General features: G+C 70.3%; 24 protein-coding genes. 12 read left to right on the top strand and 12 right to left on the bottom strand.

Translation table 11 applies throughout. The features are described 5' to 3' along the window. Positions 1-35: 35 nt before the first annotated feature. The 3 genes from OG470_RS30900 to OG470_RS30890 form a co-directional block, all read right to left on the bottom strand. Positions 36-848: an endonuclease/exonuclease/phosphatase family protein gene (locus OG470_RS30900; protein WP_328417991.1), complete on the bottom strand. Its 813-nt coding sequence runs from the start codon at positions 846-848 to the stop codon at positions 36-38. A gap of 132 nt (positions 849-980) precedes the next feature. Further along, entirely contained in the window at positions 981-6,440 is a 5,460-nt protein-coding gene (locus OG470_RS30895) for an ATP-binding protein (RefSeq protein ID WP_328417989.1), read from the bottom strand. 209 nt (positions 6,441-6,649) lie between these two features. Further along, positions 6,650-7,630 (bottom strand): helix-turn-helix transcriptional regulator, encoded by a 981-nt coding sequence (locus OG470_RS30890; RefSeq protein ID WP_328417987.1) that lies wholly within the window; start codon positions 7,628-7,630, stop codon positions 6,650-6,652. Between the two features lie 180 nt (positions 7,631-7,810). Here OG470_RS30890 and OG470_RS30885 point away from each other — a divergent pair, with 180 nt between their 5' ends. Both OG470_RS30885 and OG470_RS30880 read left to right on the top strand, forming a co-directional pair. Continuing rightward, the gene (locus OG470_RS30885) at positions 7,811-8,977 is read left to right on the top strand and encodes a winged helix DNA-binding domain-containing protein (protein ID WP_328417985.1); all 1,167 of its coding nucleotides are present in this window, start codon (positions 7,811-7,813) and stop codon (positions 8,975-8,977) included. After that, positions 8,974-9,591, top strand: coding sequence for a TIGR03086 family metal-binding protein (locus OG470_RS30880; RefSeq protein ID WP_328417984.1), 618 nt, complete (start codon positions 8,974-8,976; stop codon positions 9,589-9,591). Before OG470_RS30885 ends, OG470_RS30880 begins: the two co-directional genes overlap by 4 nt. A gap of 29 nt (positions 9,592-9,620) precedes the next feature. Here the strand turns inward: OG470_RS30880 and OG470_RS30875 are convergent, their stop codons facing one another. The 3 genes from OG470_RS30875 to OG470_RS30865 all read right to left on the bottom strand — a co-directional run bounded on the left by OG470_RS30875 (position 9,621) and on the right by OG470_RS30865 (position 11,864). After that, positions 9,621-10,175, bottom strand: a complete 555-nt coding sequence (locus OG470_RS30875) for a hypothetical protein (protein WP_328417982.1) — start codon at positions 10,173-10,175, stop codon at positions 9,621-9,623. A 268-nt stretch (positions 10,176-10,443) separates the two neighbouring features. Beyond that, entirely contained in the window at positions 10,444-10,587 is a 144-nt protein-coding gene (locus OG470_RS30870) for a hypothetical protein (RefSeq protein ID WP_328417980.1), read from the bottom strand. A gap of 164 nt (positions 10,588-10,751) precedes the next feature. Continuing rightward, positions 10,752-11,864, bottom strand: a complete 1,113-nt coding sequence (locus tag OG470_RS30865) for an RNA-guided endonuclease InsQ/TnpB family protein (protein ID WP_328417978.1) — start codon at positions 11,862-11,864, stop codon at positions 10,752-10,754. Positions 11,865-12,391: 527 nt separating this feature from the next. Here OG470_RS30865 and OG470_RS30860 point away from each other — a divergent pair. Continuing rightward, on the top strand, positions 12,392-13,192 hold the full coding sequence (locus tag OG470_RS30860; protein ID WP_328417976.1) for a TIGR02452 family protein: 801 nt from the start codon (positions 12,392-12,394) through the stop codon (positions 13,190-13,192). Between the two features lie 89 nt (positions 13,193-13,281). After that, positions 13,282-13,689, top strand: coding sequence for an MmcQ/YjbR family DNA-binding protein (locus OG470_RS30855; protein WP_328417974.1), 408 nt, complete (start codon positions 13,282-13,284; stop codon positions 13,687-13,689). Between the two features lie 26 nt (positions 13,690-13,715). Here OG470_RS30855 and OG470_RS30850 read toward each other — a convergent pair whose 3' ends face one another. The 4 genes from OG470_RS30850 to OG470_RS30835 all read right to left on the bottom strand — a co-directional run bounded on the left by OG470_RS30850 (position 13,716) and on the right by OG470_RS30835 (position 15,524). After that, entirely contained in the window at positions 13,716-14,096 is a 381-nt protein-coding gene (locus tag OG470_RS30850) for a YccF domain-containing protein (protein WP_328426699.1), read from the bottom strand. Between the two features lie 95 nt (positions 14,097-14,191). After that, complete coding sequence (locus OG470_RS30845; protein WP_328417973.1) at positions 14,192-14,500, bottom strand: BON domain-containing protein; 309 nt, start codon at positions 14,498-14,500, stop codon at positions 14,192-14,194. A gap of 17 nt (positions 14,501-14,517) precedes the next feature. Beyond that, the gene (locus OG470_RS30840) at positions 14,518-15,141 is read right to left on the bottom strand and encodes an STAS domain-containing protein (protein ID WP_328417972.1); all 624 of its coding nucleotides are present in this window, start codon (positions 15,139-15,141) and stop codon (positions 14,518-14,520) included. Continuing rightward, positions 15,138-15,524, bottom strand: coding sequence for an STAS domain-containing protein (locus tag OG470_RS30835; protein WP_328417971.1), 387 nt, complete (start codon positions 15,522-15,524; stop codon positions 15,138-15,140). The genes OG470_RS30840 and OG470_RS30835 overlap by 4 nt, the downstream gene beginning before the upstream one ends. A gap of 152 nt (positions 15,525-15,676) precedes the next feature. On the opposite strand from OG470_RS30835, the gene OG470_RS30830 reads away from it, so the two are divergent. From OG470_RS30830 to OG470_RS30795, 8 genes are all read left to right on the top strand, one after another. Further along, a complete protein-coding gene (locus tag OG470_RS30830; protein WP_328417970.1) occupies positions 15,677-16,363 on the top strand; it encodes a response regulator transcription factor in 687 nt (228 codons plus the stop codon). Continuing rightward, positions 16,360-17,715, top strand: coding sequence for a sensor histidine kinase (locus tag OG470_RS30825; RefSeq protein WP_328417969.1), 1,356 nt, complete (start codon positions 16,360-16,362; stop codon positions 17,713-17,715). The genes OG470_RS30830 and OG470_RS30825 overlap by 4 nt, the downstream gene beginning before the upstream one ends. Then, positions 17,712-18,275: a GerMN domain-containing protein gene (locus OG470_RS30820; RefSeq protein ID WP_328417967.1), complete on the top strand. Its 564-nt coding sequence runs from the start codon at positions 17,712-17,714 to the stop codon at positions 18,273-18,275. The genes OG470_RS30825 and OG470_RS30820 overlap by 4 nt, the downstream gene beginning before the upstream one ends. 156 nt (positions 18,276-18,431) lie before the next feature. Beyond that, positions 18,432-18,866 carry a YbaB/EbfC family nucleoid-associated protein gene (locus OG470_RS30815; RefSeq protein ID WP_328417965.1) on the top strand — a complete coding sequence of 145 codons (435 nt, stop codon included), beginning with the start codon at positions 18,432-18,434 and terminating at the stop codon, positions 18,864-18,866. 5 nt (positions 18,867-18,871) lie between these two features. After that, complete coding sequence (locus OG470_RS30810; protein WP_328426698.1) at positions 18,872-19,192, top strand: type VII secretion target; 321 nt, start codon at positions 18,872-18,874, stop codon at positions 19,190-19,192. Positions 19,193-19,202: 10 nt separating this feature from the next. Beyond that, complete coding sequence (locus OG470_RS30805) at positions 19,203-19,904, top strand: WXG100 family type VII secretion target (RefSeq protein WP_328417963.1); 702 nt, start codon at positions 19,203-19,205, stop codon at positions 19,902-19,904. Positions 19,905-19,911: 7 nt separating this feature from the next. Next, a complete protein-coding gene (locus OG470_RS30800; protein WP_328417961.1) occupies positions 19,912-20,691 on the top strand; it encodes an EndoU domain-containing protein in 780 nt (259 codons plus the stop codon). A gap of 5 nt (positions 20,692-20,696) precedes the next feature. Further along, the gene (locus OG470_RS30795; RefSeq protein WP_328417959.1) at positions 20,697-21,290 is read left to right on the top strand and encodes a hypothetical protein; all 594 of its coding nucleotides are present in this window, start codon (positions 20,697-20,699) and stop codon (positions 21,288-21,290) included. A 117-nt stretch (positions 21,291-21,407) separates the two neighbouring features. On the opposite strand, the gene OG470_RS30790 is transcribed toward OG470_RS30795, so the two are convergent. Both OG470_RS30790 and OG470_RS30785 read right to left on the bottom strand, forming a co-directional pair. Continuing rightward, the gene (locus tag OG470_RS30790) at positions 21,408-23,324 is read right to left on the bottom strand and encodes a glycerophosphodiester phosphodiesterase (RefSeq protein WP_328417957.1); all 1,917 of its coding nucleotides are present in this window, start codon (positions 23,322-23,324) and stop codon (positions 21,408-21,410) included. Between the two features lie 193 nt (positions 23,325-23,517). Then, positions 23,518-24,066: a DUF1062 domain-containing protein gene (locus OG470_RS30785; RefSeq protein ID WP_328417955.1), complete on the bottom strand. Its 549-nt coding sequence runs from the start codon at positions 24,064-24,066 to the stop codon at positions 23,518-23,520. Positions 24,067-24,280: the final 214 nt, after the last annotated feature.

The raw sequence follows: 24,280 nt of genomic DNA, 5'->3' as shown, positions 1-24,280 counted from the left end.
ACGCGCCGCCGGTGCAGCGCGTGGGTACGGGGCCGTCACGGCGGGAGGTCTCCGTCGATCGTGAGTGTGGCCAGCAGCCCCGGATGGTCGGTCGCCCCGTGCATGCCCACCGACCGGCCGCAGCAGATCCTGACGTCAGTTGTCGCCATGACGTGTTGCAGCGCGCCGTCGTCGATCCGCAGGTAGTCCGGTGGTACGCAGGACCGCACGTCGGGGGAGCCGCCGCGTCGGAGGTTGAGGTCGCCAAGCAGCACGGTGGGCGCGTATCCGGCACTCCTGCGTATCGTCGGTACCACCGTGTCGAGCAGGTGACCGCACTGGGCGAGCGCGACGGTGAAACTCGTGGCGGCCAGGTGTGTGGTGCAGGCGTGCAGCACGTCGGCGACATCGACGCAGAGCCAGGCTCGTTCCTCAGGGTCCGTGAAATCCTGCGTCGGGTAGATTCCGCTGTGCACCGTGTGCCGCGTGTCCGGCGCCTCAAGGCGAGTCAGTAGTCCGATGCCGTACGGCTGGCCGTTGCGGCAGCGGGTGACGGCGCCGGAAGGGCGGTCTCCGGCGGCCCTGAAGGCGGACGAGACCGTGTCACCACTGTGGACCTGCGAGAACGTGCGCTCGAGGGTTGTCACGTCGTCCTGGCAGATCTCGTTGAGGGTGACCAGATCGGGCACCTCTGCGCTCATGACCGTGGCGGCTTCGGTCACCGATCGGCCCGTGTAGCAGCCGGCGCGGCCGCTGTTGCAGAGGTTCATCTGCAGTACCCGCAGGACCGTGGGTGCGGGGGTGTCGGCCGCCGACGAGCCGGTCACCGACGAACCGGCCGGCACCGTGGCGGCGGCGATCAGGCACAAGATGGCCAGGACTCGGCGGAGACTTCCGTACGAACGATCCCGCCCGGCAGGTGGGTTCGTCCCCGCGCGGGGACGACCCCACCTGATGCTCCGGTGGGTGATCATTGGCGCTCTGCCCGCACCTCCCGCCACCTAGCCCAGACGGGATTCGATGGCATCGATGATGCGTGGTCGCAGGTCGGCGGCGCGGACGACAGCGTCCACCGAGCCGACCTCGACGGCGCGCTGGATGTTGTGCACGCGGTCGAACTCCGTGGCCACCTCGCCGAGCTTCTCCGCCCGGACCGACGAGCGCAGTTCGTCGAGTTCCGCGGTCAACGCGGCGCGCTCGGTGCCAGCCGCAGCGGCGACGCGGGCCTCCAGGTCGCGCACGCGCGGGTCGGCCGCCGTACGGGCGTTGACGTCGGCGGAGAACACCACCGCGGCGGCGGGGGCGCCACCGAGCACCGAGGCGAACGAGCCCTCCAGCGCCAGCACCGTCATGTTGGGGTTCAGTGCCTTGGAGAACACCACGAACGCGCCGCCGTGGTACCGCGAGATCACGCAGAAGACGATGGGCCCGCGGAAGTTCACGATCGCCCGGCCGATCTCGGCGCCGTACTCCAACTGCAGCTTGCGCATCGACTCGGGTGAGCCGTCGAAGCCCGACAGATTCGCCAGCACCACCAGCGGCCGGTTGCCGCTGGCCGCGTTGATCGCCCGCGCGGCCTTCTTCGACGACCGTGGGAACAGCGTGCCCGCGGTGTAGGTGTCCGGGCCGTCGGTGGGCGGGAAGCCGCGCCGCGGCACCGCCCGTGACTCGATGCCGAGCAGGCACACCGGGATGCCACCCAGGTGTACGTCCTGCACGACCGCGGTCTCCGCGTCGGCCATGCCCGCCCAGCGTTCCAGCACGGGGTGGTCCTGGTCGGAGAGCGCCCGCATCACCGTCCGGATGTCGAAGGGCTTCTTGCGGTCCGGGTTGGCCGCCGCGGAGAAGATATCCCCGACGGTGCTGAAGGTGCTGCCAGCCAGGGTGTGCGGGAAGGCGGAGATGTCGCGGTCCACGGGGTCCGTGCTGGGCGCCCGCCGTGGCGCGTCCTCGCCGGGCGCGACGTACGAGTGGTCGTAGTGCGACATCACCACGTCCCGCGCGGCGGTCAGGTTCGGCGCCCAGTACTGCGCCTGCCCGTTCGGCCCCATCACCCGGTCGTAGCCGCCGATGCCGAAGTTGTCCTCGGCGGACACACCACCGGAGAAGTCGAGCGACTGCTTGCCGGTGAGGACCATCGCCGAGTCCGGCGTCATCACCAGGATGCCCTTGGTGTGCATGAGCATCGTCGCCTCGGCGTTCCAGTACGGCTGCGCGCCGACGTTGATGCCCGCGACGACAATGTTGATCTCACCGCCGGCCTGGGTGAACTCGACGATCCGCTTGAGCGCCGCGGCCACCCAGTCCATGTTCTCCGTGCCCGAGGTCATGGAGATCCGTGCCCCGGCGGACAGCGCCCACCACTCCAGCGGCACCCGCATCTGCTCCGCCAGGTTCAGCGCGGCGATCACGCGGCGGCACTCCGGCTCGGACAGGGCGCCCAGTGACTTCGTCGGGTCACCGAGCAGCACGACCCGGCTGACACCCTGCGGATGCCGCGTGGTCGGCGTGGTGACCACGCCGGCGACGATCGCGGCACGGTTGCGCCCCTTCGGCCGCTCCACCGGCACCAGCGCGTGGTCGTCGTCGAGGTCGTGCTCCACGAAGTCGCCGAGCAGCCCGGTCAGCTCGTACGGGTACACCGTGTTGCGGCTGCTCGCCCGCAGCACCTTCAGCCGGTACTCGTCGAGCGGCTCGACCGGCTCGACCGGCGGCTCGCCGACGGTCAACTCGGCGCCGCCGGTGGCCCCGAAGGAGATCCGTACGGCGATCTTGGTCAGCTCGCCGGTCCGGCGGTCGCGCTGCCGCGCGATGAAGAGGATCTCCTCCAGCCCGGCGCCCGCGGTCGTCGGGCGCACACGCCCGGCGATCATCTCCATCTCCTCGCGGGTGAGCTCGCTCGGCGGCCAGACGTAGACCACGATCCGGTTGGTGTTGAAGCGCGTCTTCGACGGTCGCCGCGACTGGGCGCGGCGGATCGAGTCGAGGCACGCGGCGATGGCAGCCTCGGTCGTCGGCAGCGCGACCAGCCGGCCGTCCTGCTCGCGCAGCTCGGTCAGGTCACGCACCTGCGCGAACGCGACGAGGCGCTCGTCGGACGGGTTCTCCCGGGCCACGCACTGGAAGAGGTAGACCTCCTCGTCCGACGACGGCAGCCGGGTCAGGTCGAACTTGTGCAGCCGCTCCAACTGCATCCGCTGCGCGATGTACGGGTGCAGGCCGCGGATCAACCGATCCTCGGTCGTCCCCGACTCGGACGGGCGGAAGGTGAAGTGGTGGTGCATCACGGCGCCACCGCGACCCGCGACGGTGGCGGTGAGCCGGCGGACCTGGGGCGGCAGCGGGTGCGCGGTGATGACCTCCAGCAGCGCGGCCGCCATCGCGTCGAAGTCCTCCGGCTGGTTCTCCCAGCCGAGGTAGATGTCGGCGTCGACGGCATCCTCCTCGCTCGCCAGCCCGGCGAGCCCGCGCAGCGCGCCACCCAGCGCGTCGAAACTCACCGCGGCGGACACCACGCTCGAGTCCGCGCGCTCGGCGACCACGAACGTGCAGTCTGCGACCTCGCGGGTGCGCACGCTGGTGAGCGTCTTGTTGCCGTAGTACCGCCGGGTCAGCACCTCCAACATGACCGCGTTGTCGAGGTGGTCGCGGACGAGCCGCTGGCCGAGCAGCCGTACCAGTGGCTCGGTGCTGCGTACCATCTTCGCGACGCGCTCGGTGCGGTCCGCCGCGTCCGGGTGCGCGTCCAGGTGACGCAGGTGCCCGCGGACCTCGGCGTAGACGCGGGCGCGGTTGCGGCGCAGCAGCGGCTGGGCGAACCAGGCGAACACCACACCACGGGCGAGGTCGGCGACCGCGGGGAAGCGGACCTGCGTCGCGGCCACCAGCCGCTCCAGCGCGAGGCCGGCCGGCTCACGCAGCGTCTCGTCCGGCGGGGACTCCCGCAGCCACGCGCGCAGCAGCGTCGCGACGACCGTGGCGTCGGCGGACGCGCGTTGCTGGGCGAGGAAGATCCGGAACACGGCGGCTTCGAGTGCGGGGGAGCGCTCCAGGTCGATGACGCCGTAGTGTCCGAGCGCCTTGCCGAGCCTGGCCTGGAACGAACTCGGCAGACCGGCCCGCTCGATGTCGAGGCTCTGCAGATAGGTGTGGAAGTACTCGCGGGCGCTGTAGACGTGGCCGTCGCCGTCCTCGCCCGTCGGGCGGTTGCGGCTCAGCTCGGTGAGGTCGGCGAACACGGTGACCAGGTCGAGTTCCGCGGCCAGCGGCCGGTGGCCTTCCTCGGTGGCCGCCCGCCGCGCGGTGAGGTAGTCGTCGAGCACCCGCCGGTCGTCGTGCGGATCGACGTCGAAGCCGAGCAGCAGGCCGCGCAGGTCCTCCTGGCCGCGCCGGCTGCGCTGGTACGCCGGAATCTCCTCGGTGGCGGCGGGCAGGTCCAGCTCCACGGAGGCGGCGGCCGGATCGTCCACGGTCTCGGCGGCCTCGTCGGCGAGCGGCTCCAACCGCAGCAGCGGCGCACCTGCCTCCACCTGGCTGCCCACCGAGACGGCGCACTCCTTCAGCCGGGCCTTGAACGGCGCCCGCAGCACCGTCTCCATCTTCATGGCTTCCAACACCAGCACCGGCGCGCCCGCCTCGACCTCGGCGCCGACCTCCAGCGGCGTGGCGACGACCAGCGCGGGCATGGGGGAGCGGACGACGCCGCCCTCGTCGCGGCTGACCCGGTGCGTCACGCCGTCGACCTCGACCAGGTGGGTCGGCCCGTACGTGCCGGTGAGCAGGCGGTACCGGATGCCGTTGACGACGATCTGGCCGGTGTGCCGGTCGAAGCGGTCGAGCTCGACGTCAGCGGTGCGCACCGCGCCGGCCGCTTCGATGCCGACGCGGAACCGGTGCGCGCCGACCCGCGCCACGCGCATGCGGTAGCCGACGCCGCGCAGCTTGAGGTCCAGAGGCCGGCCGCTCTTGTGCTGCACCTGCGGGCGCCCGCCGGACGCCGTTGACAGCAGCCGCTGCCGCTCGACGCGCTCCTCCTCCTCGTACGTCTCGATGGCGGCGGCCGCCAGCGCGACCGCGGAGTGCCGGTGCGCCACGAGCCGGCCCTCGCCACGGACGCGGTCGATCCAGCCGGTGTCCGCGCTGGCGTCGATCACCTCGGGCTGGTCGAGCAGGTCGAGCACGAAGCTCTTGTTCGTCGCACCGCCCTCGATGATCACCGTGGTGTTCGCCATCGCGCGGCGCAGCCTGCCGAGCGCCTCGTCGCGATCACGGCCGTACGCGATGATCTTCGCGATCATCGAGTCGAAGTCGGCCGGGATGGTGTCACCCTCGCTGACACCGGTGTCGACCCGGATGCCCGGGCCGGCGGGCAGGTCCAGCCGGGCGATACGGCCCGGTGACGGCGCGAAATCGCGGTCGGGGTCCTCGGCGTTCAGCCGCGCCTCGATGGCGTGCCCGCGCTCCGCCGGCGGCGCGCCGTCGAGCCGACCGCCCGAGGCGACGTGCAGCTGCGCCTTGACCAGGTCGAACCCGGTGGTCAACTCAGTGATCGGGTGCTCGACCTGCAGGCGGGTGTTGACCTCGAGGAACGCGAACAGCTGGTCGCCGGGGTGGTAGAGGAACTCGACGGTGGCCGCACCGCGGTAACCGACCGCCACGGCCAACCGTTCGGCCGACGTCTTGAGCTCGGCCGCCTGCGCCGGGCTCAGCACCGGCGACGCCGACTCCTCGATGACCTTCTGGTTGCGTCGCTGCACCGAGCAGTCGCGGACACCGAGCGCCCAGGCGGTGCCCTGCCCGTCGGCAATCACCTGGACCTCGACGTGCCGGGCACCGGTGACCAGGCGCTCCAGGAACACGATGCCGCTGCCGAACGCCCGCGCCGCCTCCTGGCTGGTGCGGTCGTACGCGTCGGTGAGCTCGGCCTCGTTCCTGACCACGCGGATGCCGCGCCCGCCGCCGCCCGCGGTCGCCTTCAGCATCAGCGGGTAGCCGATCTCGGCCGCCGCCGTCCGAGCGGCATCCAGGGTCTCGACAGCACCGCGGCTCCACGGCGCGACCGGTACGCCGACCTCCTCGGCGATCAGCTTCGAGCCGATCTTGTCGCCGAGCTGGCGCATGGCCTCCGCGCTCGGACCGACAAACGTGACGCCGATCTTCTCGCACAGCTCCGCGAACGCCGGGTCCTCGGCGACGAAACCCCAGCCGACCCACGCCGCGTCGGCGCCGGTCTCGGTCAGGGCGCGCTCCAGCGCCACCAGATTGAGGTACGGGCGGGCGGACGCCGGACCGAGGTCGTAGGCGATGTCCGCCTCACGCACGAAGGTGGCGGTGCGGTCGACGTCGGTGTACAGGGCGACGGTCTCGATCGGGATGCCGGTTTCCGCAGCCAACTCTCGGACCGCGTGGATGAGCCGCATCGCGGCCTCACCACGGTTGACGATGGCGACACGGTTGAACACCCGAATGACCCCTTTGGTAGATCCATGATCAGCGCACCGCGAGACGACGGCCCCCGGCAGTAAGCACCCTTCCCCCTCCCGGCGGGCAGCGCCATGGTGCAATCACCGAACCAATCGCCCCTCAGTTGTAGGAAACCACCAAAAGTTTTTGGTCGTCGGGTGCCCGGCCGCCCAGGCCGTGGTCGAGGGTGGGGGCGGAGGTCGGTGGGTCAGCCGGCTGCGGCGTCGGCGTACCGGCGGGCCAGGTGCGCGAAGGCGTCCTTGAGCTCGGTCGGCCCGACGACCTCGATGTCGGCGTCGAACCTGCCGATGCTGGCGGCCAGGCCGGGCCACGACCACGAGCCCAGGACGAGCCGGCAGCGGTCCGGGCCGAGGGCCTCGACGAGCCCGTCGCTGGTGTAGCGGGACACGTCCTCGGCGGGGAGGTCGAGGATCACCTCCCCGCGGCAGGGCCAGCCGCCAGAGCCCTGGAACCTGCTGACGACGAAGGCGGCCACCTCCCCTCCGGGCAGTTCACGCGGGGTGAAGCGGGGGCCCGTGGGGGTGCGCGGCGTGATCCGGTCAGCGCGGAAGGTGCGCCAGTCGTCGCGGTCGAGATCCCAGGCGATGAGGTACCAGCGCCCGCCCCAGGTGACGACGTGGTGAGGCTGCACCCGGCGCGGGGGAGTGTCGGCGCGGTCGTCGCCGGCTCCAACCGGGGAAGCGGGGGCGTAGTCGAAGCGCAGCACTTCGCGGGCTTGGACGGCGGCGCTGAGCGCCACGAGTACGCCGGTGTCGGCCCGGGGGTTCGACCGGATCCCGGGCCGCTCGACGGCGGTGACCTGGAGCGTGTCGATGCGGCGGCGCAGCCGTGCGGGCATGACCTGCCGGACGGTGTTCAGCGCGCGCACCGCGGCTTCCTCGATGCCGGCGCCGGCGGTGGTGGCGATCTGGAGTGCGACGGCGAGGGCAACGGCCTGCTCGTCGTCGAACAGCAGCGGCGGCAGTGCCGTACCTGCGTCGAGCCGGTACCCCCCGTCGGGGCCCTTGGTGGCGTGGATGGGATAGCCGAGCTCGCGCAGGCGATCGACATCGCGGCGCACGGTGCGCGGGCTGACGGCCAGCCGCTCGGCCAGCAACGCCCCGGGCCAGTCCCGACGGGCCTGGAGCAGCGAGAGCAGCGAGAGCAGTCGCGCTGAGGTCTTCGGCATGAGCCCGATGTTGCCATGAGAAGCGGTCACACCCTGTCCGCTTCACCTGCGAGTGTTACGGCAACCCGACCGGGAGACGCACGCCCGGCCACGCGATCGATCGCCAACGACCAGCGATGAGGAAACGAGCATGTTCACTACGCCGCCGATCGGCCGGCCAGTTCGCCGCGACCTGACCCGATGACCGTTCTCGGCACCCGGGCGCTCAACCGCGCGACACTCGCCCGGCAGTTCCTGCTCGATCGCGCCGACCTACCGGTCCTCGACGCCGTCGCACACCTCGGCGGCCTGCAGGCGCAGGAACCGCAGGAACCGTTCGTCGGGCTCTGGTCGCGGCTGCGCGCGTTCGACCCGGCGGTGCTCTCGGACCTGCTGACCCAGCGACGCGTGGTGCGGACACACCTCATGCGCCGCACCGTCCACCTCCTCACCGCCGACGACACCGTGGCCTGGCGGGCGCGTCACGACACCATGCTCCGCCAACGGGTGCTCGGGGTCTACCGCGCCGAGCTCGACGGTGTGGACCTCGACGAACTCGCCGCGGCAGCCCGGGCGGTGATGGCCGACGACGAGCCACGCTCGATGACCGAGATCGCGCGGGCGCTCGCCAAACGCTGGCCGACGCCGGGACCGCGGGCGCTGGGCGAAATGGTGGTCGCCGCCCTCGTCCCGATGGTGCAACTGCCGCCGCGCGGACTGTGGCGCACCCGGGCAGGAGTACGCAACGTCCCGCTTTCCTCCTGGCTGGGCCGGGAAATCGACCCGCCGGCCGTCGAGGGCTCCGATCCGGTCGGCCAGATGCTGGTACGGCGCTATCTGGCCGCGTTCGGCCCCGCAGCCACGGCCGACCTGCGCGCCTGGTGCGGCCTCGCCGGACTGCCGACCGCGGTGTCCGCGATGCGCGAGGAGTTGGTCACCTTCCGTGACGAGCGTGGCCGTCAGTTGATCGACCTCCCCGACGCGCCGCGTCCCGACCCCGACACACCCGCCCCGGTACGGTTCCTGCCGGCGTTCGACAACGCGATACTCGGCTACCACGACCGCAGCCGGATCGTCGACGACGCTCACCGCGGCCTGTCGGTCGCCGGGGAACGCGCCGTGCTGGTCGACGGCCGGGTCGCCGCGACCTGGAGCGTCGAGGCCGGCACGGTGATCGTCACTCCGTTGGGCCGCCTCTCCCGCGCCGACCGCACCGAGGTCGCCGAGCAGGGTCGGGCGCTGGCGTCGTTCCTGTCGGACCAGGAGAGCAGCCAGGCACAGGTGGCCCCGCCTCCTGGCGATGCGGCGACTTTGTCGGTCCCCTCGGCTAGCGTGCCGGGCAATCAACCGGACGGAGCAACTGGATGAGCGACCTCAACACCTCCCCGGACCTCGAGCCCGCGTCCCGCGCGTTGACCTCGGTGCTGCTCGGGGTGACCGACCATCAGCTCACCCTCCCTACCCCGTGTGCGGGATGGGTCGTGGGTGATCTGCTCGACCACCTCGTCGGGCTCACCATCGCGTTCCGGATCGCTGCGGAGAAGGCGCCCGACGCCGCACCGGGCGGTCCGGGCAATCCCACCGTGGCCAACCTCGATCCCGAGTGGCGCACGATTCTGCCCGCACAGCTCGATGACCTGGTCGCCGCGTGGCGCGTACCGAGCGCCTGGACGGGCGACACCGCTGCCGGTGGGGTCGTGCTGCCGGCGCAGATCATGGGCGTCGTCGCGCTGAACGAGGTGGTGATTCACGCCTGGGATCTCGCACGAGCGACCGGTCAGACGTACGACGTCGACCCGCAGACCGTCGAGTGGGTCCACGGTCTGGTGTCGCAGCAAGGGAGCAGTGAGGGCACCCCGGGCCTGTTCGGGCCGTCGATCACCCTGCCGGCCGAGGCCGCGCTGCTCGATCGGGTCATCGGGCTCACCGGCCGCGACCCGGCCTGGACCTCCGCTGTGGCGATCGGAGACGCACGAGGCTGACCAGGTGCCTGAGGGCATCGGGCCGGCGCCTATTCGCGCGTGAGCCCGGGCGGGAGGGCGTCTTCGTCCGGCCCGACCGGGCGGGCGCTGACCAGCGGGTTCCGGTGCAGGGCGGTGATCAAGGCGGTGGTCCCGCCGATGTCGGTCCAGGCGTCGTCCCAGAGAGCGGAGACGAGCCAGGAGTGATCCGCGGGGAAGAACAGATCGGGCAGGGGTCCGTCGCCGCGCATGTGCCCGGTCCGCCAGGTGAGAGCTTGTTCGGGGCCGGCTTCGACGAGCACGTAGGGCCAGCCCGCGTAGAGGGACACCGTCGGAGCGAAAGGGAAGACGATGTCGTGGGCGCCGGTGTCGAGGTAGCCCAGCCACCAGGGCTGCGCAGGGGTGTTCCAGGTGAGCTCGTCGACCACGGCCCGTTCATGGGCGTCGACGCTGACGCCGTCGGGCGGGTAGAACGTGGCGTAGGCGCGGAACACCGGCGGGATCGCTGTGGTGATCGAGAGGCCGTGGGTGGTCTGGCCAGCGAGCCAGGCGACGTCGTCGGCCGTGCCGATCCGCCAGCTCCGCCGATCTCTGGTGACGTCCATATGCTCAGTCAAGCGTGTCCAGCAAAGCGGGAGACTCCACGTACGGAACGGCCTGTCCGCCCGCGAATTGTTCAGCAATCTGGTCGCCGACGGGTCGATGACCGCGCTCGGGGTGACGGACCCGCGTCGCTGGGGCACTGAGGGCTGGCCCGAGGATGCCTTACCGTACGTCGCGTATGGCCTGGTCGCTGCCGCGACGCTGGAGCGGCTGGACCGGGGTAGCTGACCCGGCCCGGCGGGCTGTGTGGGCGGCCGATTCGGGCCGTGCTCAGCGGCCGTCGACCGCGGAGGCAATCTTGGCCGGGGCGTTCAGGGGTGGAAGCTGATTCTCGCTCAGTCCGTACCGCTGAGCGAGGTACGCGGGGTCCTGCCAGGTGACCAGCGAGCCCGGCTGGCCGTCGTCTCGCACCATGAGTCGCATTGGCAGGTCGATGGCTCTCGGGACGGGCCTGCTTGACATCCTCCACCGCCCTGAAGGGCGGGGATTCCCTCGGTCACCCGGGGGGTTTCCTGTTTCACCGGGCCGCGCCTTCACCGCTTGCGCGGGTCGGGTCTCACCGGCCCTCCACAGGCGTTTTACCTCTCCGCCAGCCCGGCGGCGAGAATGTTCTTCGCGGCGTTGACGTCCCGGTCATGCACGGCGCCGCAGCCGGGACACGTCCAGACACGAACGCCAAGAGCCATGGCCGTGTTGATCCGCCTGCACGCCGAGCAGGTCTTCGTGCTCGGATGCCAGCGGTCGACGGCGATAACCTGCCGCCCGTACCAGGCGGCCTTGTACTCGATCATGCTGCGCAGTTGTGTCCACGCCGCGTCGGAAATGGCGCGGGCCAGCGAGTGGTTGCGCAGCATGTTGCGCACACTGAGATCCTCGATCACGACCGTTTGGTTCTCGCGGACGAGTCGAGTCGACAGCTTGTGCAGGTGATCCCGCCGCCGGTCGGCGATGCGGGCGTGGATGCCGGCCACCGCAAGCCGGGCTTTGGCCCGGTTGGCGGAGTCCTTGCCCTTACGGGACAGGTTCCGTTGCGCCTTGGCCAACTTGCGCCGGTCAACGCGCTCATGACGCGGGTTGGTGACCTTCTCCCCGGTGGACAAGGTGAGCAGACTGGTGATGCCCGCGTCCACCCCCACCGCCGTGCCCAGCGGAGGAAAAGGCGTGACGGTGGGATCCTCGACCAGCAGGGACACGAACCACCGACCGGCCGGGTCACGGGACACCGTGACCGTGGACGGTTCGGCGCCGTCGGGCAGGGCCCGGGACCACACGATGGTCAGCGGGGCGTCCATCTTGGCCAGGGTGAGCTGCCCGTCGCGCCAGCGGAACGCCGAGCGGGTGTACTCCGCCGACGCCCGAGACTTGCGCTTGGACTTGAACCTCGGGTACCGCGACCGCTTGCCCCAAAACGCGGCGAACCCGGCTTGCAGGTGCCGCAGGGCTTGCTGCAACGGCACCGAGCTGACCTCGTTAAGGAACGCCAACTCCTCGGTGCGTTTCCACTCGGTCAACCACGCCGACGACTGCACATAGGTGCTGCGCTGCCCAAGCACCCCCCACGCACGGGTCCGCGCATCCAGCGCCAGGTTATAAACCTTGCGCACACACCCGAAGGTGCGGTTCAACTGCTCAGCCTGCTGCGGGGTCGGATAGAAGCGGTACTTGTACGCCCGCTTCACCACCTCACCCATGCCTCACTTCCTACCAGTAGTTCATGTAAGTCTATCCCTGAGGGGAGCGGCGTTTCCTCCCCCGCCTGAAGGCAGGGGTATCCACGCCGCGACACCGATGATTACCTGTGTGTCGGGCATATCCAGCCCGGCCTTGCGAGCGGCCGCCGCATGGTCGACCACCGCCGCCACCGCAGCGCCCACGCGTTCCGCCTCAGCCCGTAGCGCAGAGATTGTCTCTCCGACATCATGGGCGCTCCGCCTGGTCACCAATCCGTCGTTCACGGCCGACCCCCGCTCACCGTGTCGCTGGGCGAATCCATCTCATCTTGCCCGCAACCGACGCCGGTTCGGGGAGGTTTTGCAGGTCTGAGCAAGGAAGCCGGCGCTGAGGTCGGGTTCGCGCTGGGTGTGTGCAGGACCAGGCTGCGGTCGCCTCCGGTCGTCGGCGGCAGTAGCGGAAACCAGTTGTTGGTGTGGCGCCCGCTGCTTAACCTGCTGGCTGTGCAGGCCCTCCATTCATATTCTCGTTCTCGCCGGGCGTACCGGTGAGCAGTCGCCTCCGCGAGATAGCGCGCCAGACCGTGGCGATCGCCGAGTCCGGCCGGTACCGCAACGGCGCCGGCGATGAGGTCGTCATCGACGAGGCGGTGCGCAGTGCGGTCGCCGGCACCCGGCACCACCTGCCGGACGACATGTTCGAGGTGGGCGGCGTCGATGCCGGGGCCGGCGTCGTCGAGGTGACACACGAGTCGACGTTGCAGGCAGCCCGCCGGCTCGGGCCCGCCGCGGTGTGTCTGGTGTTCGCGTCGGCCAAGAATCCGGGCGGCGGGTTTCTCGGTGGGGCGAAGGCGCAGGAGGAGAGCATCGCGCGCTCGTCGGCGCTGTACCCATGCCTGCTTGCCGCACCTGGCTTCTATGCGTTCCACCGCGCGCAGCGGGATCTGCGCTACAGCGACCGGGTCATCTACTCCCCACGCGTGCCGGTCTTCCGGAACGACAAGGGTGACCTGCTCGACCAGTCGCATCTCACCTCGTTTCTGACCGCTGCGGCGCCGAACCTGGGTGCGATCATCCGCAACCAGCCCGAGCACGCCGCCGAGGTGCCGGCGGTGCTGTCCCGGCGCGCACAGCGGGTCCTCGAGGTGGCCGCCGCGCACGGGCATCGAACCATCGTGCTGGGCGCGTGGGGGTGCGGGGTGTTCCGCAACGATCCCGCCACAGTGGCGGGCGCCTTCGCCGACGCGCTGCGAACGGTCGACCGGTTCGATCACGTGGTGTTCGCCATCCACGACACCCTGCCGGGCGCACCCGTGTACGACGCCTTCCTCACTCGTTTCGCCGGTTAGCTGCCGCGACCCTCAGCCGGCCGAGGACCATGTCCGGCGTAGCGGTTAGCCTGTGCCTATGCAGGACGCGGTGCCCTGGAGCAACCTCGATGGCTGACGCTGGCGATGTCCGTCACCTGGCACTGGCACTGCCTCACGTGGTCGAGATCGACAGTGCCGGCTTCGACTTCCGGGTCGCCGACAAGGGGTTCATCTGGTCCTACCCCGAGCGGAGGCCAGGTGTCCCGCGCGTCATCCGGACCGACATCGCGGTGCTGTACGTCGGTGACGAAGCGGAGAAGCAGGCCCTGCTCCTGGGCGAGCCCGACGTCTTCTTCACCACGCCCGCGTACGACGGGTTGCCCCTGGTGATGCTGCGGTTGGAGCGGGTGGACGTCGATCGTCTGACGGAACTCGTCACCGACGCGTGGCGCATGCGTGTGCCGGATTCGCTCGTCGGCGACCTCGATGACGGAGGCGACTCGTTGAGACCGGATCTGAGCAGCGCCGACCAGTAACCGGGGGACTGTTCGAACAGGACCGTTCAAGGTATGTCGACGACCTCGCGGCCGAGGGGCCAGAACGCGGCCGGAACGAGTTTGAAGTTGGCGATGCCGAACGGAATGCCGATGATCGTGACGCAGAGGGCGATGCCCGCGACGATGTGGGACAGCGCGAGCCACCAGCCCGCCAGCACCACCCACAGGATGTTCGCCAGCCCGGAGGCGGCGCCGGCGCCAGGCTTGGGCACCAGGGTGCGGCCGAAGGGCCACAGCGAGTAGACGGCGAGGCGCAGCGACGCGACGCCGAACGGAATGGTGATGACGAGGACGAAGCAGATCAGCGCGGCGAAGCCGTAGCCGACCGCCAGCACGATGCCACCACCGAAGATGAGCCACAGCACGTTCAGTACGAAGCGAATCACCCCTCCAGCATGAGCGATGTTCGCCAACTGTCAGCGTCCGCACCGGGGTCCGCAGCCGTCCGGGCCCACCATCCGTTCCTGATCGGTACCCCGGGTCAGCGGGCCAGTCGCCGTGGGCGCGCCAGCCGCAGTGCGTTGCAGACGTCGAAGACGTCAGTGACGTCCCAGGCGATGTCCCCGGCCACCTGCCGGGTAGCTGGGTCGGTGACGATGCCGGTGAGGATCACCACTCGGTTCTGCACGCTCACGGCGATCTGCTGGCGTCGGGTGGTGCCGTCGCTGCTGATTCGTTGGGCGACCGCCGCGGCGATGCGGGTGTCCTCGTCGGCTGGCCCACCCTGCCCGGGTGGCGGCGGCTGGACCGGCCGGGCGTGTTCGTCGGGGTACGGCCAGGGCGTGACCATGAGGGAGTGTCCTTTCGTTAACGGGCGGATGACCCGGCTGTCTCAGCAGTCGAGGCCGTGGCGGCGGACACCCCGCGACGGGAGAGGTGAGTGAGGGCTTCGTCGCGGCTCTCGAAGATCAGGAAGGCCCCGTCCAGGCGCATGGTGTGCAGGACGGTGCGGATGAACCGCGACGGTGCGGCGAGGCAGAGCGTGACGCCCCGGTCCCGGGCGTCGCAGTGGGCGCGGACGAGCAGACCGAGACCGGTGGAGTCGATGACGTGCACCCGGGCCAGGTCGACCACGACGTTTCCGCCGACGTCGGCCGCGTGGCGCAGGGCGGTGCGCAGGGTGTCGCCGCTTTCGAGGTCGATGTCGCCGGTGGCGGCGATGACGGTCACATCATCAAGATGGTCGATTCCGAGGATGCCGCCGGGACCGTGGTCTGCGCACGACGCGTGCCCGCCGCCGGAGGTTGGCAGGAGGCTGCAGTGCGGGCATTGGTGTGGCCCGGTGGCGAACGGGGAGCCGCTCCAGCCGTGTTCGGCCACCAGGGTCCAGACGACCTCGGCGTCGGGAAGCACGCAGGCGGTGCCCCGGATGGTGTCGCCGCAGGTGTCGCAGATCAGGGTCATCAGGTGGTCGTCCGGGACGACGGTCATTCTGGTGGTCCTTCCTCGGCGTCCGGTTGGTGCCGGGTGGCTCCCGTGACGCCGGGCGGCACCGGTGCGGAATCGGTGACGATCGACAGAACATGGTCCAGGCGGGCGATCCGCAGGATGCGTCCGACCCGTGGGCTCGGGTTGCGGACGGTGAGGACCGCGTCGGCGCGGGCCAGCCGCCGGTGTACGTCGAGTAGCAGGCCGATGGCGGCGGCGTCGATGTGCCAGCAGTCGGACAGATCGACCACGACCTGCGCGGGGTGCAGGGCCAGGAGTCGGTCGAACACGGCGCCTGCCTCCGGCAGGCAGGCCAGTTCGAGTTCGGTGACGCGGACCTCGACTAGCGGCAGCGTGCACGGCGCGGGCGCCAGCGGCGTCGTCATGGCCGTACCCCTTCCCTCATGGTCCTGGTCCGCTACCACCGTGCTTGGCAGCTTTGGCGGTCACTGCGCGGATCTATGACAGTTGCGTGACAAAACCGCCAGCCGACGAGCGCGGTTGGCAGCCTGGTGGGCTGCCCGGGGATGATGCCGGCATGACGGCCGTACTGGTGATCGAGGACGACGACCGCATCCGCCTGGCGCTGCTGCTCGCACTCGAGGACGAGGGCTACGACGCTCTCGGCGCGGCCACGGCCGAGGAAGGCCTGCGTGCCCAGCGCCGCCACCCGGCTGACTACGTCCTGGTCGACCTGATGCTGCCCGGCCTCGACGGCTTCGAGTGCATCCGGCAACTGCGCCGTGACGACGATGTGCCGATCGTGGTGGTCAGCGCCCGCGACGACACCCACGACATCGTCGCCGCCCTCGAGGCCGGAGCCGACGACTATGTCGTCAAGCCCGTAGCGATCAAGGAACTGACCGCTCGACTTCGGGCACTGCGCCGCCGAGCCCGCCCGGTGGTGGCGCCGGCGCCGAATCCCGTGCCGGTGGTCGCCTTCGGAGAGTTGGAGATCAGCCCGGAGGCGGGGGAGGTGCGCTGCGCCGGCCAGCCCGTCACGGTCACCCGCACGGAGTTCCGGCTGCTGTGTGAGCTGGCCGAACACGCCGGCCGGGTGCTGTCCCGCCAGCAATTGCTGCAACGGGTCTGGGGGTACGACAGCGGTGACGAGCGGCTGGTCGACGTGCATGTCGGCCGGCTGCGGCAGAAGATCGAGCCCGACCCGGCAAACCCCCGGCACCTGGTGACCCTGCGGGGTCTGGGCTACAAGTTGCAGCGATGAGGCGCCTCGGACTGCGTACCCGGGTCACCGCCGCGTTCGCCGTCGGCGCGCTCCTGCTCGCCGCGTCGATGGCCCTGGTCTCCTACGAGTTGACCCGCCGTTCTCTGATCGACGAGCGGGAACGCACCGCCCTGCGGGCCGCCTACTTCGATGCTGCCGTCGTGCGTGCCGGCCTCGACACCGAGACCCCCGACGTGGTGGCGGTGCTCCGATCGCTGGACACAGGCGGCGCCCGGCGGCCCGTGCTGCACCTCAACGGCGAGTGGTATGCCCGGACCGCCGACCCGGGCACCACCGCCGCCATACCCGGCGACCTGCGACGGGTCGTCACCGCCGGGGAGCCGGCGGTGCAGCGGGTACGCATCGACGGTCAACCCGCCCTAGTGGTCGGGGTGCCCTTGTCCATGTCGGCGGCGTACTTCGAGGTCAACTCCCTGCGCGAGCTGGAGCACACGTTCCAGGTTCTGGCGCTCGCACTGACCACCGTCGCGGTCGTGATCGCCGGGTCCGGCGCCGCCCTCGGCTGGTATGCCACTCGGCACGGGTTACGCCCGTTGACGGCGGTCGCCGACGCCGCCGAGAAGATCGCGGCCGGTGACTTCACCGCCCGCCTCGACCCGGCCACCGACCCCGACCTGACCCGTCTCTCCTCGTCGTTCAACCAGATGGTCGACCAACTCGCCCGTCGTATCGAGCGGGATCGCCGCTTCGCCGCCGACGTCAGCCACGAACTGCGCTCACCGTTGCAGACCCTTGCCGCAGCGGCCAGCGTCCTGGCCCGTCGCCGGGAACACCAGGATGAACGAACGGTCACCGCCGCCGGGCTCGTCGCTGACGAGATCGACCGTTTTCAACGGTTGGTCAACGACCTGATCGACCTGGCCCGCAGCGACCAGCCCGCCCACCGCGCCCCCGTGGACGTGGTGGCGCTCGCCCGAGAAGCCTGCTCCGCGTACGACCTGCACCCCACCCTTGTCCACCTCGCGCCGGATGCGCCCCCGACGTGGCGGGTCGAGCGGCGGCGCATCGCACAGGTGCTGGCGAACCTGCTCGAGAACGCCGTCACCTACGGCGGCGGCCTCGTGGCTGTGCGCCTTGGCCGCGATGGCAGCACCGGCGTCATCGAGGTCGACGACGCTGGCCCGGGCGTGCCCGTCGAGGATCGTGAGGCGATCTTCGACCGTTTCGTTCGAGGGCGGGCCGCCCACACTCGTGGCACCGGCGACGGCACCGGCCTCGGCCTCGCCCTGGTCGCCCAACACGCTGCCGCCCACGCCGGGCACGCCACCGTTGCCGACCGCCCGGGCGGAGGCGCCCGTTTCCGCGTGGACCTGCCGGGAAGCCTGCCATGAAACGTCGTCACCTCGCCCCGTTGGTGCTCGCCACCTTGCTGGCTGGCTGCGGTGTGCCCGCCGAAGACACCCCCCGGAGGGTCCATCCCCCGCCAGGCCCGTTCCCCGCGCCGGTCCCGGCCGCGACCACCGCACCGGCCGGGCGCTTCGACGAGACGCTCTGCCTTGTCCGTGACAATCACATCGTCCCGGTGGTCCGTCGTGTCGACCGCCCATTCACGCCCGAGGAGCAGTTGCGGCACCTACTCGCCGGGCCAACGGCGGGCGAACGCAACGACGACCTCGCCAGCGCGCTGCCGGGAGCAGTCAACGCCGCGGGTGCGACGGTGACCGGCACGCAAGCCCGCATCGTCGTGGTGGGGCCCGGCGCCGACACCGGCCGCAGCGACGAGGTTCTCGCCTTCGGCCAGATCGTCTGCACTCTCACCAGTCGCGACGACGTCAACACCGTTGCCTTCCTGCGCGACGGCAGGCCTCTGGGAGTACCCCGGGCCGATGGCTCCCTGTCCACCGAACCGCTCACCCGCGCCGACTACACCCCACTGATCAACGTACGTTGACCTCGCTGACCGGTACGCCGCAGGCGGACCCCGGCCCACGGCACCGGCGCGAGTTGAGGAGGGGCGAAAGGCGGGGAGCAGGCCCGGAGCCGGGGTCCCCGCGACGGCGGATGCTTGTTAAACTCCGCCATCGATGATCATGACAGGGGGGCAGCCATGAGGGCCGGCGATCCAGGCGGTGGTGGTGTGCTGGACCCGGACGGCGCGATGGAGCGGATCGCGGCGTGGAAGGGGCGGATCGGCGAGTTGGCGGCCGACACCAAAGCCATGAGCGACCGCTTCCAGCAACTGCGGATCACTGAGGCCGACAGCAACAGGATGGTCGAGGTCACCATCGATCCCGCCGGTGCGTTGGTGGATCTGCACCTGAGCCGACAGATTCAGCGGGTCGAGCCCGACGTCGTCGCCAGGACGATCATGAACACGATTCGTGCGGCCCGGGAGAAGCTGGCCGACCGTTCGCAGGAGATCATCGCGGAGACCGTGGGGACCGAGTCGGCGGCGGCGCGCGAGATCGCCGAGCGGGTCGGGCAACAGTTGCGCCCGGCCCCGGTCGCGGAGAGCGGCGACGACGACCGTAGTTGGCGGTGAGTCTGATGGACGACGGGTTCGCAGTCGAGGCGGAGGAGATCCGCACGCACGCGCACAACATCGAGGCACTGGCGGAGCGCTTCGCGGCGGTGAAGGCCGCCAGCGCGCACATCACCCAGGACGATTCGGCGTACGGGCTGCTGTGCGGCTGGATCTCCGGGGTCCTGGAGGGCAAGCACACTCGGCAGGACGAGCTGTTCGCCGACGTCGAGGAGAATCTGAGGCTGGCCGCTGCGGGCCTGCGCCAGACCGCCGACGGCTACGACGCGGTCGACGACGACAACGCCACCCTGATCAACGGGGTGGGAAGCCAGTTGACCCCGTGAGGACGGCGCGATGACCGACCTGTCGCTGGTCGCTGACGTCACGTCGACTCGGGAGGTCTGGACCGGCGCCTCCCTCGCCGACAGCGTCGAGGGTCTGGTCGACGCGATCAGAAGTGAGGGCTGGGTCGACGACCTGCTGGCGGGTGCCGCGTTCGGGCTCGATGTCGCCGCGAGCGTGATGGATCCGTTCAGTGCGCTGCTGGCCAACGGCCTGGGTTGGGCGATGGAGTACTTCGAGCCGCTGCGGGAGATGCTCGACGAGCTCACCGGAATGCCCGACGTGGTCGCCTCGCACGCCGCCACCTGGAACAACATGGCCGTCGAGCTGCACAGCATGGCCGCCGACCTGCGGTCGCGTCTCGATGCCGACCTGCCCGAGTGGTATGGGCAGGCCGCAATGGCGTACCACGGGTTGATGGACCACAACGTCGAGGCCCTCGGCGGTCTCGGTGCGGTCTCCGCCGCGATGGCAGCGGCGACCGAGGGTGCCGGCAACCTGGTGGCCTTCACCCGCGACATCGTGCGCGACCTCATCGCCGACCTCGTGGCGCGCGTGATCGTCTGGGCGGTCGAGGCCATCTTCGTCGTCACGATCCCCGTGGTCGCCGCGCAGATCGTGACGGCCGTCGTGAAGTGGGCCGGCCGCATTCTCATGTACATCGGCGCACTGATCACCAGCCTGACCAACCTCACCCGCCTCCTGAACGGATAAGGCGTCCATGTCGAAGCCCGGAAATCCCGGCAGTGGCGGTCCGGGTGGTGGTGGCCCCGGAGGTGGCGGTGGTGGCTCCGGAAAGCCCCCGAAGAACTACGGCGGCATCAACGCGGGCAAGGGCATCACCAGCGCGCAGCAGGCCACCGCCCATGCGGCGACGCAGGGACACGCACCCGGCGTCGCCGGCCAGGGTTCCACCAACTCCAATCCGGCGAGGCCCACCCGGCCTCCCGCGCCGACGACGCCGCCGACGGCTGGCGACATCCACCACAGCGACGCCTCGAAGAAACACATCATCGAGGGCGACGGCGGGCGGCAGGGCGGCCATCTCGCGGGCACCGGCTTCTCCAACAAGACGGAGTTCCCGAAGAGCTGGGATGAGGCGAAGATCCTCGACGCCGCGCACAGGGTGACGCAGCAGGGGCCGCCGGCGAAGGGGCCCTACCCGACCAAGGACGCGGACGGCAATCCGGTGTGGGCCTACGACTACGTCGGTGTGGTCGACGGTGTCGAGGTCAAGACGACCGTGCTCGCCGACGGCGAGATCCGCACCGCCTACCCCCCGGACAAGACCAATCCGGGCGTCATCAGCAATCCGGCGGCGCCGAACCCCGCTCCGCAGGGAATCCCGAATGCCGTCCCGCCTCGTTACAGTAATCCCGATGTCGGCGGCAACGGCAGTTGGACGTGGGAGGGCCCGAAGGGGAACAGGATCATCAGGGTGGTCCAGGATGCCCAGGGCAACGTCACGACGACCGATCTCGGCGAGTACAAGAAGAGATGAACACGATGGATGCGAAGACCTACGCGACGGTCACCGAGGTGTGCCGGCGGCTCGCGGGCCGGCTGTCCGACGACATCCTCGGCACCGTGCGCGAGAACTATGCCGCGGGTGAGTTCGACCTGGCCGACAACACGCTCCTGCTCAGCCTCGCCTACTACGGGGTCGGCATCACCCTTGAGGAACAGACGCTGATGCGTTCCTTCGTCGGCGACCCCGACGGCTCCGACCTGGCCGACGTGCCGCTCATCGCCGAGGTGCCTGCACCGCCGTACCGGTTCAGCCCGATCGGCCCCGCGGACGCCCCCGACCCGACTCCGGCCGACACCCTCCTGTCCGCCGATGCCCCGCGCCGACACGGCCGCAGCCTGCACCGCGCCTGGCGGGCCCCGCTCGACGGCGCACCCGACGCGGCGGCGTGGTTGTACGTGTTGCAGGTGGCCGAGGGCACGGATGAGCTTGCGACGTACTCGGGCGTGATGACGCAGCTGTGGGTCTCGCTGAAGCAGAAGTGGCCGGTGGAGGTCCTCGTCGGCAACTCGCCGCGGACGCCCTACCAGGAGGCCGCCCTGGCCAGCGCGCCCGCAGTCTGGCGCGCCTGAGGCGCGACACGGTTCACCATCCGCTCGTGACGAGGCCGAGGCGGGGGAGTAGCAGTGGCCCGACGAAAATCCCCGCCGTCGACATCGACGGCGGGGACTTCACAGTGTGGCGACGGGCTACTTCAGGGCGAGGGTCCGAGCGTCGGCGGCGATGACACTGGCCACCTCGGCCGGTACCAGCTTGCCGGCCTGCCGGTCGACGTAGGTGGCCAACTGGGCGTACTGGGCGTGGGCCAGCTTGGTCGTCATCGCGGTGATGGCAGCCGGCTCCGCGCCGGAGGTGAGGATCAGGTAGCCGAGCCCGGCCTGGCTCACCGTCACGGTGAACGTGCTGGTCGCGGTCGCGGTGCCCTCGGGCCCGGTCACCTCGGTGCGGACGGTGTGCCTACCCGCGGTCAGCTTGACCAGGTCGAGCGTGCGCCCGGCGGCCGACTGCCCGCCGTCGACCGTGACGGTGACGGTGTCCGCGTTGGTCGCGGCGACCGCGATCACGGGGGACTGGGCCCGGTCGAGCCGTGCCCCGTCGGCCGGCGACGTGATCTCCACGGTCGGGTCGGCGGAAGGCCGCTGCATGAACGCCGAGTTCCAGCCGACCAGTTCGGATGCGCGGTTGGTGATGACCGCATCGGTGCCGATCCGCTCCAACCGCTGCCACAGGCCGGCGGAGTCCATCGTCCAGGCCATCACTGCCACCCCGGCGGCGTGCAACGGCGCGACGATCTCCGGCTTGGCCAGCAGCGCGTTGCCGTCCGGGTTGTACGCGGTCAGGTGCAGCTCCTTCGAGATCGCCACCGGGTCGGCGTCGAGGCTGCTGCGCAGCAGGCCGAGCGGCAGTTCGGGGGCGAGTTCGTAGGTGTACCGGAGCGCGTCGACCTCGAAGCTCTGGATGAAGACCCGGCCCATCATCTGCTCGTCCCGGATCACCTGGATGATCGTCGCGACCTCGTCCTTCGTGTGCTTGCCCTTGATCTCCACGAGCAGGTTGCCGCCCCGGGTACGCAGGTCGGCGAGCTGCTCGGCCAGGGTGGGCACCCGCTCACCAAGGTAGTGCGGGCCGAACCACGAACCGGCGTCGAGCGCCTTGATCTGCGCGGCAGTCAGGTCGCGGATGGCGCCGGTCCCGTCGGTGGTCCGGTCGACCGTCCCGTCGTGCAGGATGAACGGGACGCCGTCCTTGCTCGGCTGGACGTCGTTCTCGATCCAGTCGGCGCCGCCCCTGCGCGCGATCTCCTGCGCGACCAGGGTGTTCTCCGGTGCGGCGGCGGACGCGCCGCGGTGCGCGATCACGGTGAACGGGCTGCCCTCGGGGCGGATGTAGCCGTTCGGGGGCAGTTCGGTGACGATGACGTCGTCGTACGAGACGGTGGCGCCGTTGACGAAGAGCGCCTGAACGCCGTCGGTGGAGCGCTGGAGGCTGTTCGTGCGCATCGCCTCTCGCCCGTCGAAGATCCAGCGGGCCTGGTTGCCGTGCACCTCGACGGCGACGCGGACGTCCCGACCGGTGCCGGCGGCGTACGGGGCGGAGGCGGTGTTCGTCACCACCCAGGCGTTGGCCGTGGTCCGCTGGGCGAACTCGAGACCGTTGGCGGCGGTCGTGCCACTGCGCATGGTGGCGATCCACCACGGGGTGGCGCCGTCGGCCGGGACGTCGATGCCGAGCGAGGCCCAGCGGGTGGCGGCGGAGACCGACTCGAAACGCATGGTCGCCTCGAGCCGGAAGTCGTTCAGGTGCCGACCAAAAGTGATCTTGTTGTTCTCGCCCGAGCTTGCGGAGGTTCCGTACAGGCGGCCGTTCTCGACCTTCCAGGCGCCGTCGATCGCCTTCCAACCGGCGGGAAGCGACCCGGAGTTGAAGTTGTCCGAGACGACGACGTTGCCCGGTTCGGCGGTGGCGGGCGAGGAGGTGGCGACGGCCACCGCGACGGCCGCGCCGGTGACGGCGAGTGCGGCGATGACGGCGGCGGCCCGGGTACGTGTCGCGACGAACCTCGTCGCGGCACGGCCGAGCGGCGATGATGCGGGAAGGACAGTCATGCTCGGAACGGTAGGAAGCACACCCGAACTCATGATCGATTGAGCGTGGCCACCGCCGGAACGCTGGGTGTACGGCCCTCCGACGCGTCCACGAGGGACGGAGCTGCCAGCCACGCGTCGACGCGCGAAGGCCCGCTGCTGCACGGGCCTGTCCGGCGGATATGCCGGACAGGCCCGTGGTCCCGAGGAGGGGTCAGCGCTTGAGCGTGAAGGTGAAGTCGCCGGAGAGCTTGCCGCTCAGCCGGACTGCCGAGACGAGTCTTTCGTCCTTGATCAGTCTCTCGACCTCGGCCCTCGAAAGACCGCACCCTTCAGCGATCAGTCGCACCGGCCGGACAGGGATCCGCGCCGCAAAGCGGACCGAGACGTCGATCACCTCGCGGTCCAGGTGATCCGATCCGCCGGTGTCGAGGCGCCAGGCATTGTCCCAGTCGAGGGCGATGCGATTACGGCGCTGCACGACCGGATCCTGGAGCAGCTCAGCTGCCAGGCCAGGGTCGTTGTCGTGCAGCCGGTCCAGCAGTTCAGGTCGTATGGAGCGCACAGTCGACCGCTCCAGGACCGTGAGCTTTGCCGTTGCCCCGCAACCGGTACAGAGCGCGAGGAGCCAGACGTCGATGAGTTTGTGGTTGGCGTTGACGCGAAATTTACCGCTTGCCCGGAAGAGCTCGGACGCGCACGCGTGGCAACGGCGGCGAACGAGCGGCAGGCAGGTGGGCACGACCACCCAGTTTTTGAGCACAGAAGTACACCGGTTTCAGTGAGAAGTCCGCAGCAAAAAGGAGCGCGGCGCGCATGCGCGACGCGCGACAAATCAGCGCTCGGGAGGTCTCACAGGGTGTACAACGGCACGTCCTTGCCTAGACGGCTTGGTTGCGCAGCACGGTAATGGCGCACAGCGGCGTTGCACCACTGGTATTTCGAGCGCCTCACCGCCGGCTTGCATCCGGCGGAAC

Origin of the sequence: Micromonospora sp. NBC_00389, assembly GCF_036059255.1 — a bacterium.
Classification (GTDB): domain Bacteria; phylum Actinomycetota; class Actinomycetes; order Mycobacteriales; family Micromonosporaceae; genus Micromonospora.
The sequence above is the reverse complement of the archived record's forward strand: the minus strand, read 5'-3'. Positions and strand labels throughout refer to the sequence as shown.